Annotated in this window: 15 protein-coding genes and 1 pseudogene; 7 read left to right on the top strand and 9 right to left on the bottom strand. The window is 43.5% G+C overall.

Going from position 1 to position 14,466, the window contains the following annotated elements:
- Positions 1–48: 48 nt before the first annotated feature.
- From VK080_RS14655 to VK080_RS14645, 3 genes are all read left to right on the top strand, one after another.
- The gene (locus tag VK080_RS14655; protein WP_324225514.1) at positions 49–810 is read left to right on the top strand and encodes a 2-phosphosulfolactate phosphatase; all 762 of its coding nucleotides are present in this window, start codon (positions 49–51) and stop codon (positions 808–810) included.
- Positions 737–1,495 (top strand): phosphosulfolactate synthase, encoded by a 759-nt coding sequence (locus VK080_RS14650; protein WP_324225513.1) that lies wholly within the window; start codon positions 737–739, stop codon positions 1,493–1,495. The genes VK080_RS14655 and VK080_RS14650 overlap by 74 nt, the downstream gene beginning before the upstream one ends.
- 198 nt (positions 1,496–1,693) lie before the next feature.
- Complete coding sequence (locus VK080_RS14645) at positions 1,694–2,092, top strand: VOC family protein (RefSeq protein WP_324225512.1); 399 nt, start codon at positions 1,694–1,696, stop codon at positions 2,090–2,092.
- Between the two features lie 212 nt (positions 2,093–2,304).
- Here the strand turns inward: VK080_RS14645 and VK080_RS14640 are convergent, their stop codons facing one another.
- Both VK080_RS14640 and VK080_RS14635 read right to left on the bottom strand, forming a co-directional pair.
- Positions 2,305–2,814 (bottom strand): DUF3231 family protein, encoded by a 510-nt coding sequence (locus VK080_RS14640; RefSeq protein ID WP_324225511.1) that lies wholly within the window; start codon positions 2,812–2,814, stop codon positions 2,305–2,307.
- Positions 2,815–2,920: 106 nt separating this feature from the next.
- Entirely contained in the window at positions 2,921–3,127 is a 207-nt protein-coding gene (locus tag VK080_RS14635) for a hypothetical protein (RefSeq protein WP_324225510.1), read from the bottom strand.
- Positions 3,128–3,427: 300 nt separating this feature from the next.
- Between VK080_RS14635 and VK080_RS14630 the strand changes: the two genes are divergently transcribed.
- On the top strand, positions 3,428–4,042 hold the full coding sequence (locus VK080_RS14630; protein WP_324225509.1) for a YitT family protein: 615 nt from the start codon (positions 3,428–3,430) through the stop codon (positions 4,040–4,042).
- A 245-nt stretch (positions 4,043–4,287) separates the two neighbouring features.
- Here VK080_RS14630 and VK080_RS14625 read toward each other — a convergent pair whose 3' ends face one another.
- The 4 genes and pseudogenes from VK080_RS14625 to VK080_RS14610 all read right to left on the bottom strand — a co-directional run bounded on the left by VK080_RS14625 (position 4,288) and on the right by VK080_RS14610 (position 7,234).
- The gene (locus VK080_RS14625; RefSeq protein WP_324225542.1) at positions 4,288–5,505 is read right to left on the bottom strand and encodes an MFS transporter; all 1,218 of its coding nucleotides are present in this window, start codon (positions 5,503–5,505) and stop codon (positions 4,288–4,290) included.
- Positions 5,506–5,555: 50 nt separating this feature from the next.
- A complete protein-coding gene (locus VK080_RS14620; RefSeq protein WP_324225508.1) occupies positions 5,556–6,056 on the bottom strand; it encodes a DUF3231 family protein in 501 nt (166 codons plus the stop codon).
- 222 nt (positions 6,057–6,278) lie between these two features.
- Positions 6,279–6,374, bottom strand: a pseudogene (locus VK080_RS14615) (YjcZ family sporulation protein); the annotation flags it as partial.
- Between the two features lie 416 nt (positions 6,375–6,790).
- Entirely contained in the window at positions 6,791–7,234 is a 444-nt protein-coding gene (locus tag VK080_RS14610) for an Hsp20/alpha crystallin family protein (protein WP_324225507.1), read from the bottom strand.
- Positions 7,235–7,729: 495 nt separating this feature from the next.
- Here VK080_RS14610 and VK080_RS14605 point away from each other — a divergent pair, with 495 nt between their 5' ends.
- From VK080_RS14605 to VK080_RS14595, 3 genes are all read left to right on the top strand, one after another.
- A complete protein-coding gene (locus tag VK080_RS14605; RefSeq protein ID WP_324225506.1) occupies positions 7,730–9,016 on the top strand; it encodes a M20 family metallo-hydrolase in 1,287 nt (428 codons plus the stop codon).
- Positions 9,017–9,307: 291 nt separating this feature from the next.
- On the top strand, positions 9,308–10,186 hold the full coding sequence (locus tag VK080_RS14600; RefSeq protein ID WP_324225505.1) for a TetR/AcrR family transcriptional regulator: 879 nt from the start codon (positions 9,308–9,310) through the stop codon (positions 10,184–10,186).
- Entirely contained in the window at positions 10,183–11,655 is a 1,473-nt protein-coding gene (locus VK080_RS14595; RefSeq protein ID WP_324225504.1) for an MDR family MFS transporter, read from the top strand. Before VK080_RS14600 ends, VK080_RS14595 begins: the two co-directional genes overlap by 4 nt.
- Before the next feature lie 191 nt (positions 11,656–11,846).
- Here VK080_RS14595 and VK080_RS14590 read toward each other — a convergent pair whose 3' ends face one another.
- The 3 genes from VK080_RS14590 to VK080_RS14580 form a co-directional block, all read right to left on the bottom strand.
- Entirely contained in the window at positions 11,847–12,890 is a 1,044-nt protein-coding gene (locus VK080_RS14590; protein WP_324225503.1) for an ABC transporter permease, read from the bottom strand.
- Positions 12,877–13,830, bottom strand: a complete 954-nt coding sequence (locus VK080_RS14585) for an ABC transporter ATP-binding protein (RefSeq protein ID WP_324225502.1) — start codon at positions 13,828–13,830, stop codon at positions 12,877–12,879. The genes VK080_RS14590 and VK080_RS14585 overlap by 14 nt, the downstream gene beginning before the upstream one ends.
- 3 nt (positions 13,831–13,833) lie before the next feature.
- A partial coding sequence (locus tag VK080_RS14580) for an NEW3 domain-containing protein (RefSeq protein WP_324225501.1) occupies positions 13,834–14,466 on the bottom strand: 633 nt, incomplete at its 5' end.

Genomic DNA, 14,466 nt, shown 5'->3' with positions numbered 1-14,466 from the left:
ACCAACCACCCTGTCAATGATGACATTTTAAAATGAGGAGAATAAGCCATGCAAATTTCAATCCATCAAGGCAGAACACCACCAACAGCGGCTGCTGATATTACAATCGTCATTGATGTTATTCGGGCATTTACCGTCGCGCATTACGCTTTCCGGCAAGGTGTCAGTCGTATTTACCTTGTGAAGACAGCAAATCAGGCATTTTCAATAAAGAAAAGAAATCCGGAATATCTTTTGGCAGGGGAGACAGATGGTTTGGCGATTGAAGGGTTCGATTTTGGCAACTCACCATATCACCTCCAGCAACAAAATCTTGACGGGAAAACACTTGTTCAGAAAACAACGAACGGGGTGCAGGCAGCTTTAAACAGTTTGTCATCCAATCATGTATTTGTGACAGGATTTACGAATGCGAGACGGACAGCAGAATTTATCAGAGAAAAAATGGCCGATGACAAAGAAAAAACGGTCCATATCATGGCTTCCCACCCAAGCGGGGACCATGATCTGGCTTGTGCGGCGTATATAAAAAGTATATTGGAAAATGCCAATTCTATTTCGGGTCAAGCGGTGAAGGAAAGAATAAAGCATTCACAGACGGCCGAAAAATTTTTTGACAAGGACAATACAGCCTTTATCCATGAAGATATTGATCATTGCATCAGAGAACTGGATACTGATTTTGTCATGAAAGTTAATAAGAATACAGAAATACCGATGATTGAGAGGGTCATGTATGATGGAGACAGAATTGATTCTGCCGGAAAGGGAGCTGAAGCCGAGAGAAAAAGGATTAACGATTTTAATTGATAATGGATCCCCCTTAAATTTGTTTATGGATACAATCCGAAGTGCAAGTGATTATATTGATTTTGTTAAGTTCGGCTGGGGCACATCACTTGTAACGCATTATTTGGAGCAAAAAATCGATTGTTTGCGGGAGCAGGGGATTGAATTTTTCTTCGGTGGTACATTGTTCGAAAAGTTTCTCAGTCGGGATCAGGTAGAGGAATATTACGATTACTGCCAAAAATTTAAATGTAACTATGTCGAAATATCCAATGGAACAATGTCGATTTCGAATAAAGAAAAGGCTTCTTTTGTCAAGGTGTTCTCAAGTGAATTTACCGTCTTTAGTGAAGTGGGGAACAAGGATACAGTCATGTCCAATGGCCAGAAATCGACTGAATGGGTTGACAACATTCAGGAGGACCTGGAAGCTGGAGCGGAAAAGGTGATGACCGAAGCGAGAGAAAGTGGTACGAGTGGCATGTGCCGGGAAGATGGCGGTATTCGATTAGATATTTTTGATCAGATTGTTCACTCAGGCATTCCATTTGAAAAACTTATTTTTGAAGCGCCTAATAAAAAAATGCAAACATTTTTCATTCAGCATGTTGGCCCGGATGTTAACCTTGCCAATATCGCGTTATCAGATGTCATTTCAGTGGAGACGCTTCGTTTAGGATTGCGTTCAGATACATTTTATCTGTAATGTTCTGATTTTTTCCGCATCTGATGGTCAGTAACCCGCCAGATAACGGCGGCTATCCCCGATTCTGTTCGGGCCTGCACGATGCAGGTCACAAAGGCGTTGCAACAGGACGTTGCGTTCTTAGCCTTTGTTCCCCTGATTCAGTGGGAAAAAGCACCCCACTGAATGAAGTTTCACTTTATTAATAGGAGGCATAATATGCGTAAAACAAATAAGGTGTTTCATTTAGCCATACCTTGTAAGGAATTGGATGAAACAGTAGCGTTTTATGAGAATTTAGGGTGTAAACTTGCCAGAAAGTATAGTGACCGGGTAACGTTCGATTTCTTTGGTGATCAGGTGGTATGTCATTTAAGTCCTGAAAGTATCGATGAGGAGCCGAAAATGTACCCACGTCATTTTGGAGTGACGTTTCTGGATAAAGAAGAATATGATCAGACATTGGAATTTGCAACAAGCCAGGGCTTGCCATTTTTTAAAAAGCCAATGGTACGGTTTGAAGGAAAGCAGGAGGAACATATGACATTTTTCCTGATCGACCCCGCCAATAATTTGCTGGAATTTAAGTATTATCATGATTCAGATATGGCTTATTAGCTGATAAACAGGTGACCATTTTTTAACCGATAAGAAAGAGAACAGACTAACTGGTAGTCTGCTCTCTTTTTTGTGCAAAATAAAATTTCGGACAGACAATTGTGACAGCTTGGGCCGGGAAATTGTGAACTTGGGCGGAAATGGTGACAACTTGAGCCGGTTCCAAATGAAGTTAAGCCGCAGTTGTAACAGTTTAAGCCAATTAGCGATTATTAATCGTCAACTTTACTATGGTGCAGAGGGGGAGGCACTAACCAGCCCTTTTCTTTATTAAGTCTGAGGGCTTTTGCTCCAAGAGCTGCCTTTTGTGTATGGAATTGTCCAAACATCATGGCAATATCCTCCCGTGTTGATTCACCCATTATCTTACTGCATGACACTAATCCTGCAGCAATTTCACCGGATACAGCGACTGCAATTTCCGGGTCTTGAAAACGAGCGCCGGCTGGAATATCCTCCCGGGAAGCTTTCGGACGTTCCGCGGGTGTTGGTGGCAGACCGACACCATTATTTTTCAAGAGTGTTTCAATCTGCTTGACTTCTTGTTGTGAAGCCTGAATTACTTCTTCAAGCAATTTCCTCAAGTCCTCATCTCCTGCATGGTTGAGATGCGTCTGATTGCCTGCAATTATACCCTTTGCTGCGGTTAGGAACATCCATACACCGAAGACTTCTCCATAGTGCATGGGTTCTTCTTTGGGGTTTCCACCTAAAATTCCCATTGTCATCCTCCTTCACAATTTTATCGAAACATCCTTCCAGTTTTAGAATGTCCTTCCTTCATTAATTCATTCACGGGGTCAAATTAAATAATGCAGGCTTTTTGTGTTATATGGTGTTCACGTCGTGTTTCTGTAATGTCCCTACAATTTGTTTTCCAGAAATTTGTTCAGCATCAAACGCGATCTTTATTTCGCCGTCATCGGTATCAGCCAAGACACGTTCAATTCCATTCAGATGGTTCAGGACCTGCTCGATTTGCTGCAGATCTGATCCTGCTTCTCCTACGAAAACGGTTATTTCGGCTACTGGCATAACTTCTTTTTAGTCAGTTTTTTACTTTATCACGCATGTAACGGGCAGCAATCCCCCTAAAAAAGGGGATAACTGCCCATAACGGCCCGATCCGGTTAGGGCTGCACAATCATCTCACGTGGGGTGCCCGTACAGAACGCCCGAGTACTTATCCTTTGTTCCCCTTTTTCGGCGGAAAAAAAGTGCCCACTGAGTGAAGTTATGGTTCATTCATTAAAATTGTTGAGTTCGAATAAGCATTAGGGGAGGGAGCGTTGTACGAGCCGGAAGCGAATCACTGTTCCTGATAAGGGGGAACCCATGAAACAATATTTGATTAAAAATGGACTAGTATTTGCGGGTGGCGCCCTGCAAGGCTTTGGAATGGGATTGTTTTTATTTCCCCAGTCCATACCATCCGGCGGTGCAGGCGGCATAGCGATATTATTGAATCATTGGTTCAACATTGATATGGGTCCTTCGCTTTGGATTGTCAATTTTTCAATGCTTATGCTTGGTGTACAGTATTTGGGTAAACGATTTGCATTATGGACATTTATTGGCATTACGATGACTTCTTTATCGGTCGATTTTTTTGAGACTGCCTTTTTGATCGTTCACAGGAACCTTTTACTTGATCTTGTCATTGGCTCTCTTTTCCTTGGAACCGGAATCGGTATTCTGATGCGCCAGGGTGTTTCCAATGGAGGTGTCGGCGTCATTGCCTTCATGATTTCTCACGGACAGAATATTCTGCCGGGCAAACCGCTATTTTTAATAAACACTTCTATTTTTATCATGACAGCGGTTGTTATTAGCTGGGAAATCATTATATTAGCTCTCATAAGTCAATGGATTTCGACCACCATGGTTGATTTGGTATGCCGTCTTGATGTTTACCATGTGTATACATTAAACTGGCGCAAAAAAATATAAGGGTTGATCAAAAAGTCCGGTGAAAATGACACATCGAACAGAGGACCTTCTGCTAAATCTGTCCACGTCAACCGCTAACTGCAGAAGTCATCACATACGCGTAAGTCCGCTGCCCGGAATGACGTTACCACGAACTTTCGACACACAGGACATGCTGATTTCCGGTATTGGCGTGGACATGTTTAACGTTTCGCAACCATTGTTAGCCGGGAACTTAGCCGTCATGTTCTTTTAGAATAAGCCGATTATAAATATTTATATCGTATGGGTGTAGCTTTATTTTTCTTTCCATCTTTCCCTTTGACACGAATAAGGAGTAATACAAGAAGTCCGACTATTAGCGTAAATACTGCGAGCGATATAAACATGCCTGTTCTGGACCAGTCCATTAAACGGGAAAAAATGGGTGGTCCGGCCGCAACACCGAGAAACCGGACAGATCCATACAAAGATGTGACAAATCCTCTTCGTTCCTTTTTAACGGCACCGGTTATAATACTGTTCACACATGGTAATATCAGCCCCGCGCCAACACTGCTGATGCCAAGCACTGCCAAAAAGGGGACGAGTCTTTCGACAAAAACGAGTGATCCATATGAAATCGTCATGAAAATAAACCCAAGGACAGCAATTTTTTTCATTTTCTCCAGATTTTGCCCGATCTTGCTTCCGGTAATGTATGATGTCGTAACCATAATAAGCAAAGGTATCGCCAAAATGAACCCTTTTATAACACCGTCAATGTTATATGTCTGTTCCAGAACATCCGATAAGAAAAACAGAATACCAAACAAGGTGAATAAGCATGTCCCACCGGCAAGATATGTCGTAAGAAGCCATCTTCCTTCATATTTAAACACATCTAATAAACCATGGACATATTTGTTGAATGGAGGTGGGGCCTGAAGGTTGCGCTTCTCCTTAACAAAGATCCCGACGAGTAAAATGGCGATGAGGCATACGGCCGGAAAGGCAAAAAACACAGCATACCAGACCATTAACCCTAACAGAGACCCCAATATAGGGGATAAGACTTTTCCCAGCCCGTTTGATGCCTCGAATATTCCGAGCACACGGCTCTGCTCACCGCCTTTAAATAAATCACCGGTGAGTGCCATGGCAATGGGTGCGGTCCCGGCTGCACCAACACCCTGCAGCGTCCGCCCGATTAAAATCCATACATAGGAATGGGAAAAAGAAGCGGCAGCGAACCCCGCCAGCAGACCGCCGAGCCCATATAAAATAAGGGATGGCAGAATAATGATTTTTCGTGAAAACCGGTCGGAGAGATAGCCGACAACCGGGATGAATATCGCACCGGCTATGGAAAAAACCGTGATGGTCAAACTCACCTGCATTTGTGATAAACTTAAGGAAGATTTCATTGCCGGGAAAATGGGGATTAACATCGAATTTCCCAGGGTCATAATGAGTGGAATGGAACCGATTGCGGTTATGGTCATGCCTTTGTTTTTAGATGCCACGTTCTCTCACTCCCGAGACATTAGTACGTTTATTTTACATTTATTGGCGGAGATACAAGCCATCCTTTTTCTTTTGTGATGTTTAAAAGCTTGTTTTCATATTCTGATTTTTGTGTATGGAATTCCTCAAACAATTCAACGATATCTTCCCGAATGGCAATACCGATGATATAACTGCATAATAGCCGTCCTGTCATTAATTCCTTTTGGACAAGTCCGGCAATTTCCGCATCATTAAAGCGGGCACCGGCGGGAATATCCTGTATTTCCACATTTGGCCGGTCCGGCGGAGCAGGTGGAAGCCGGATGCCTGTCTCTTTTAAAATCGCCTCAACCTGTTGTTCCTCCTGTGTGAAACTGTTCTCTGTAAGATCTTCTAATAAGGTTTGCAAATCATGGTCACCTGTATGATTGGTTAAAACTTGCAATGTCACTAAAGTTGCTTTTGTACTGTACAGATAGGACCATAGATGATAAATCTCCCCGGAATGAAACGGCTCCTCTTGCGGTTTACCTTCAAACATTCCCATTAACATGACACTCCTTCATTTTTTATGGGTTTAGTTTTCCTTAAAGGATGAAATTTATGTTTGATTTGAAATATATGGCCCCGCTGCGATCTTGTTCATCATTCCCGGAAATGACAAAAGGCTTATGGAGGTTTTCCATAAGCCTACCGTCATAACTGGAAAAAACATGGCTAACGGATAAAAGACTTCTTAATAACCGCCGCCGAAGCCTCCACCGAAGCCGCCACCAGCGTAGGCAGTACCAACGATGATGAGGAGAATGAACAATACGACGATCAGGGCGAAACCACCGCCGCCTCCTGCATATCCTGCACTCATTAAAAAGCACCTCCTTAACATGGATAGTGCTATCATATGCATGGATGAACAGAAAGTGTGGACAGGAAACTATTGATGCTTAAAAACTTGAAATATCATCGTGTGTACTGTGATGTTAATACACGGAAAATCGGGGAAGTCATCCTGATGGTCAGCCCATTCACTTGATTTTAAAGCTGTTGGCAACAAACTTCCAATCTTCTGCAAACAATGACCACAGATTTGGCCACTGTCTGGCAGCCAGTGGATGATAGGCCACCACTGTCCGAACAGCTTGGTTTTCAAATGTTTAGATGCACGGTTTAATTGCAGGGGAAAATCAATTGAAGCCGGCAATCCACACTATGATTGAAGGCTTGTTAAAGTCTGAAAATGATTCCACTTGGGAGCTTTTCCCTTTTGTAGAGCCGACCCGTCTATTCGTCAATCTCCAGAAAAGTTCTTTCGGAATCCTTTTTTGGAATGGTGACTTTCAGCAGCCCATCATGAAAGGATGCTTTTGTTTCTGCTTTTGGAATTGGAAATGGCAAAGCAATGGTGCGCTCGGTTCGCTGAAATGATTGGCTTTTGTTGCGGCCGCTATTATCCTCTTGACTTGCATCAGCTTGTGCTGCGATCCGCAATTGGTGACCGATCATTTCCAGTTCGATTTCGTCCCGTTTATAACCCGGCAGTTCTGCTGTGACGATAACTTCAGAATCGTATTCATTTACATCAATCCAAAATGGGCGCATATTAAAAACTGAATTCATCTGCTTGAACGATTGGTTAAAGAAAGCGTCCATCTGTCCCATCAGGTCCCTGAATGGGGACATATCGATATCAAAACGTCCGGGCCGGTTATGCTTGTTTGAATCCACCTTCCTTCACTCCTTTACGTAAAGTTACACTAATAAAATATGATAAAAATAAAAAGAGTGTTGGGCAGATGGCGGATTTTGTTTAATCTTAAGTTGCGCTTTCCCACAGTCCTGAAAGTTGCTTAAAGGTAGTTTTATCCTCCGTTGATTCTCCTTGGGAACCAATCGTCCCCGGTTAACCGAATTGTCTTTATATCTTTAACCACCCTCCCTTTACTCCTATAATCGAAAGGATTCAGCGTTTTGGGGCATACAAATGAAAAAATTTTTTTACCTTAAGATGCCACTTTTTCCGGATTCATTTTGATTATAGGAGTGAGCAGGACTATTTTTCCTGATATGACCATACCGAAAGAAGTGAGAGTATCGTTTGAATCTGCTAGAATGATTATCGTTGCACTGCAAATGACATTGATCATGCGATATTAACTGAGACATGATATCATCTGAGACAGGTTATTCTTGTAATCTATTATAGTAAAAGGGGCGTTTCATATGGGGGTTTTGTATGACGATTTAATGCAAGGATATGATGCAGTACATAATGTTGACGGTATTTCCGGTGAGCGTCTGGCAAAACGGCTGGATGCCATTTCTGAAATAGGTCTCACTGAAAACAATGGTTCACATCGCCCGGGATTTTCCAAGGAAGAAAAGGCAGCAAAAGAATTGGTTTCAAAATGGATGCGTGAAGCCGGATTGGAGGTCCGTCAAGATGGTGCCGGAAATATCTTTGGGCTTCTTGCAGGTAAGAAAAATGATCTGCCAGCTATTCTGAGCGGGTCACATCTGGACAGCGTTCCGGATGGCGGGCATTTTGATGGTGTATTGGGTGTTCTCGCAGCACTTGAAGTGGCCCAAGCGTGGCAAGCAACCGGATATCATCCTGAGAAACCATATGAAGTTGTTGTTTTTACCGACGAAGAAGGTGCCCGGTTCAATGGCGGATTTCATGGAAGTGAGGCAGTTGTCGGCAAGGGCGATATCGAGGAAAAATTAAAGCTTGTTGATCAGGACGGGATGCATTTCTCGGAAGTTTTAGAGGCTATTGGCTTAAGTGTGGACAGTTATCTTGGTGCTGAACGTGGCAACGAAGAAATTGAAATGTTTGCAGAAGTCCATATTGAGCAGGGGAAACAGCTGGAACATGAAGAGTTGCCATGTGGGATTGTCACTGGTATTGCCGGGCCGTGCTGGCTTGAGTTCACATTTACCGGTGAAGCGGGCCATGCCGGAAACACGCCCATGAATGACCGGCAGGATGCGTTGGTGGCAGCAAGCGAATTTATTGCCCGTGTTAATAAGCTTCCAGGTTCGGTTAGTGATACCGCTGTTGCAACAGTTGGAAAATTAAATTTAAATCCGAATGGTGTAAATGTCATTCCCGGAAGTGTAACGCTTTATGTCGACATTCGTGATATTTTTAAGGAAACCCGGGACAGCCTTGTTGATCAGGTATTGGAACTGGCGGAAGACGTAGCTGACAGGCATCAGATTAGTGTAGAGCATATCGAGAAAATGCGTGTGGCACCAGTACCGATTGAAGAAGAAAAGCAGCAGCTGCTCGAGAAATCATTTGCGGAAAAAATGATTCAGTCATACCGTCTCCCGAGCGGGGCAGGACATGATGCCATGATCATCGGTGAGAAATGGCCGGTTGCTATGCTGTTTACACAAAGCAAAGGCGGCATCAGCCACAATCCAGCAGAGTGGTCAGATTTGAATGATTGTGTGCAGACTGTCCATGTATTGAAGAATTTTTTGGAAAAAATGCAGGACTAAGCTGGAAATTAGATAATAGGTTATGCTGGGATAAGTGATCATCTTATCCTGGCATTTTTTTGCAGAAAATTTGTTATTAAAAACATGTGAGATTCGGTCCAAAACGAGCGAAAATCGGTTCAAAACGAGTGGCAGTAACCCCAAAACATGCGACATCCTCACCAAAATGTGCGACCTTTTAATCTTCAGAATTCTCTTTTTATCAATCGGTTGTATCCTAAAATTTCATATGTTACGATATAGCGGTGACTCTGAATTCACCAATAGTTACTGAATAGTCAAAAGGGGGATATGATGGCACAGCGAAAAGAGGAAATGCTGGATGCAGCTGTACAGCTGTTTCAGAAAAACGGCTTTCATGCGACTTCTGTTGAGGATATCACAAGTGCATGCGGTATTTCCAAGGGCGGTTTTTATAAACATTTTGATTCTAAAGAAAGCATGATTTTGGAATTACTACAGCGCTATTATGATGAGATGTTTCGGGAAGCAGATCGCTTTTCGAAAGATTTACAAGGATCGCCTTTACTGGTACTTAAAAAGAAAATCGCCATTGAACTGAAAAAATCAATTGATTACCGGTACTTTTTCCACGCTGTTGTGACTGATTTTCCTCCAAACGAAAAAGGAGCAATACCCAAATGTCTGGACTACATACAGCATAAGCTCCATGAATGGCATAAACACGCATTATTGGAAGTGTTCGGACCGAAATCCAAAAAGTACTTAAGTGATTTGGCAGTTGTTATGGAAGGTATTATCCACAGCTATTTGATGTGGATTATCTGGAGGGGGCCCACTTTGCCTTTGGATAGGCTGGGGGATTTTATCGCAGAGTGCCTTCAGGCGATTGTGGCAAATGATGAACATATTTTTCCGGTACTGCCGGGTTGTTATAACGATGATGTCAGTCGTGTTTCGTTTTTGGAGAACATGAAGCAGGATTTGGGTGCGATACGCTCAGAATTACACACGGAGCCAAAAAAAATGCCATCTACTGAAAAAGATATGCAAACGATTGATCTATTGATTGAAGAACTTGAGCAGAAAAAACCTCGTGAATTTCTGGTCGATGCGTTACTCTTCCAGCTTTACCGCCGTTCAAATCTAAAAAAACAATTAACAGCCATTTTAACGACATGGGAAGTATGGAAAGGAGATTTAACATGAGTGATACAGCAACTTCCTGGGATTTGCCACCAAAACAAAAAGCATTGATGATTACGGCTTTATTAACAGGTGCATTTATGGGAATCATCAATGAAACATTACTGGCAACCGCACTTCCAACGATTCAGGAGGCATTTTCTATTTCGCAGGGGGAAGTGCAATGGATGACAACGGCTTTCTTGATGACTAATGGGATTATGATTCCGGTTTCAGCTTTTCTGATTGACCGATTTACGACCAGAGGATTGTTTTTAACCGCGATTGGATTATTCGGTGCAGGCACTGCCATCGCAGCCGTAGCTCCTGCTTATCCAGTGCTCCTGTTGGGACGTGTTGTGCAAGCTTCAGGATCGGGTATTATGTTGCCGCTTTTGATGACAGTACTCCTGGCGGTTATTTCCGTTGAACGACGCGGTACCGCCATGGGGATGATCGGAATTGTGATTGCGTTTGGTCCGGCGATTGGTCCGACACTGTCCGGATGGCTTTTGGAACATTTTTCGTGGCGCTCCCTGTTCTATACCGTACTCCCGATTGTTGCCATTACGATTACCGTTGCGGCACTTTTTCTGAGGAATGTGACCGATCTCCGAAAACCCAAAATCGACGTCTTATCGATCTTTTTGTCGTCAGTCGGTTTCGGTTCATTTTTGTATGGATTCAGTATTGCTTCCGAGACAGGCTGGGGAAGCACTGTCGTTATCAGCTCGATCGCAATTGGCATCGTTGTGATTGGTTTATTCATCTGGCGGCAGCTTGTACTCGAAACACCAATGCTGGAATTCCGTGTCTTTCAATTTCGGATTTTCACCTTGGCGATCGTGATTACAATGACCGTTCTGATTTCGATGATTGGAGCGGAAACGCTGCTGCCGCTGTTCATGCAAAATGTATTGCAGTTTACGCCGCTTGAATCAGGACTGATGTTGCTTCCGGGAGCCATCGTGATCGGGATTATGTCACCCATCACCGGCCGGCTGTTTGATAAGTATGGTGCCAAATGGCTTGCACTGATCGGTATGAGTGTTGTAACCGTTACGACGTTTATGTTTACGAGATTGTCATTGGAGACGACTTTCACGTATCTGACAATTATTTACGCGATTCGCATGTTTGGCCTGTCGTTTGCGCTGATGCCAGTCATGACGTCTGCTTTGAACCAGCTCCCGCCAAAATGGTATGCACATGGGTCTGCTATGGCCAATACAATGCAGCAAATTTCCGCGTCGATTGGCACGGCAATCCTAGTAACACTCGTTGCCATGGGGAACAACAGTTTTGTACCGGCTGCAGATACATCACCGGAGCTGGCTGGACGACTCTCACAAGTTGTTGGATTTGAGTGGGCGTTTATGGGCAGTACGATTCTTGCGTTTATCGCATTTATATTGGCACTGTTCCTTCATCCGCCGAAGAAAGAAAAAGAAATCGTCCGGCAGATTCATGGTCATGATGCTACTCTAAGATAATTTGGAAAAGAGGTTGTCTCACTATGTAAGTAGTTCACTTTCGGTGGAGAAAAATAAATCATATTAAATTTAGCGTGCTAAATCACATAAAATTCCTCGATAGTAAGTATTAAAAGCCTGTTTTGATCAATTTTTTCAAAACAGGCTCTGATTTTGCTAAATACGGTTTTATAGGAGCCAGCAACGGCTTTTTAGTTCGACCGGATTTCCTGGCGCATAAACAGCATGTAGGCAATCGCAAAACAGATCAACGTTGCTGCGATCAGACCGGTCAGCTGCGGCCAAATCAGAAGCAGGCTCTGATCCAGCGGCAACGGACTCGGTATGGCACCTGTCGTCTGTCGGGTTGTCAGTGGTCCAAGACTCCTGACTGTCGGTGAAAGCAGGGTGGTTGTTGACTCGCTGAACAGGTAGTTCGGTGACAAGCGCATGAAATTCAAAATCGACCCCTGCGCATTGATAGCCTGTTCCTGATTTGTGATGCTGCCAGATGAAAACATGGATTTTGCAGCCATTTGCACGATCATATTGTAAAATACACTGAAAAATAACCATACAGCAATACTGGAGAGTGCTGACGTTGCTGCCTGTCGGAATAACACGGAAAACAGAATCCCCAGATTAAGCCAGAATGCGATATATGCGATGCATAGAATGAGAAAACAAAAGACTCTGGCGAATTCTTCAAAGGTTGGCGGTATCCCGAGTATCAAAATGCCAAGAGCCATAACTAGAAACCCGAGAGAAAAGAACAGCACAATATTTAAAAGTAAGGCTGCGACGAATTTAGCATTCAGAACATAATCCCGTGGTATCGGCTGGGACATTAGTCTGCTCAGTGTTCCTTTGTTCCGTTCGGAGTTGATCGCATCAAATCCAAGGGCTATGCCGAGTAAAGGTCCAAGAAAGGTGACAAAGGTAACAAAATTTGGTAAGGTGCCATCTGATACTGTAAACAATTTAAGGAACAGGTAGGAATCTTTCCCGATTTGTTGACCATTCTCCCCACTTTGATCAATGGCATCCTGAATCGTTGTAACCGCTGTATACAATGATCCAATGCATGTCAGGGTAATAATGGCCAGCAGAATGATGATTCGCCAGCTTCTGATGTTATCAGTAAATTCTTTTCTTACAAGGGCAAAAAAAGCACTTCTGTTGACATTCGTCTTTTCTTTTTCAGCGGGAAATACGCCCGATAAGTTCAGCTTCTTTAATCGGTTAGACAGATTCATGTTGCTCACGTCCTTCAAAATAACGGTGGTAAATTTCGTCGAGCCCAAAATTCTTATTGGTTATATGAAGCAGCGCACTACCTGACTCAACAACCATTTTGCTGATCTGTGGTGTCACATCCCGGCTGCAGTAAACCTCCAAATATGACTTCTCGTTATCGACTTTGTTGACGCCATCAATCGAGCTGATTTTTTGAATTAGTTCCTCATTGACCGGATTGGCCGATACTGTAATGACAAACGAATCTTCAACCAATAATTGTTTAGCCAGGCTTTCGATATCCCCTTCTGCCAACAGCTTACCGTTTACAAAAATCCCTGCCCGGTCACATATTTGCTGAACTTGATGCAAATGATGGGATGACAGCAGAACAGTGATATTCTCCTGCTCGTTTAAGTCCCGAATCATTTTCAGCAGTTCGCGGACACCTTCCGGATCGATACCAAGTGTTGGTTCATCGAGAATGATGACCTCGGGATTTTTCATCAGTACATCTGCCAGTCCAAGACGTTGCTTCATCCCGCGTGAATATTTTCCGGTTTTTTTACTGGCGGATTCAATCAGATTGACTCTCTCCAGTAAATCATGGGCACGTTCTCTAGCCATATTTCTTGGGATATTGTTCAGTTCCGCTGTAAAAAGAAGATTTTCAAAGCCTGTCATATGTTGATAGAATCCCAGATCATCGGGCAGATAACCGACCTTACGTTTAACCTCGATCGGCTGGCGGGTGGAATTGATGCCTGCGACATGTACCTGTCCGGATGTCGGTTCGCTGAGGCCTAGTATGGTCAGAATGGCAGTCGTTTTACCGGCACCATTTGGACCAAGCAGCCCGTAAATTTCGCCTTTTAGAATGGATAGAGATAAATGATCAATCGCAAACTGGTCATCATATTGCTTGGTGATTTCGTTCAGTTCAATGATCGGCTGCCCCATAGGTTATCTCCTCCCGTATTTTTTGAAAATATAATATAACCCGCCAATGACGCCGAGAATGATGAGGACACCAATGATACCCCATAGTGTTGATGTTTCCACAGAAACTCGGAAATCAGCATCGGATGATACTTGATCCGTTTCTGCGGTGAACGTCGTGACATAATCGCCGGCTATGGCCTCATCCGGTGCTGTCATAGTAGCTTGTACAGACGCCTGTTCACCGGCTTTTATGGTTGAAATGGTACTTTCGTCAAATTCCACTTCCCAGTCAGGGGGCGTTGAAGCACTGAGACTCACATCGGTCAGATCGGCTGTCCCATTATTTTTGACGACCAAATCGATCACTTTATCGCTGCCTGCATTAAGGTCGGTGCTTAAGTTGCCTGAGGGTGTTGTTATTTCAACACTGTATGACCCTGTTATGACCGCTTCCAAAGTCAATTCGCCGGATGTACTGCTCGTTGCTGCTTTGATTGGAATTTCGTACGTGTCTGCTTTCACATTTTTAGGTGGTGTTACTTCAACCGTTATATCCTTGGACCCATTAGGCTCAACGGTTGCTGACGTGATTGAATCGCCGCCTGATTTGAATGTGATGCCCCATCCTTCAGATGCTCCGGAACTGAGTGCATA

This window comes from Lentibacillus sp. (assembly GCF_035301925.1).
Lineage (GTDB): Bacteria > Bacillota > Bacilli > Bacillales > Amphibacillaceae > Lentibacillus.
The sequence above is the reverse complement of the archived record's forward strand: the minus strand, read 5'-3'. Positions and strand labels throughout refer to the sequence as shown.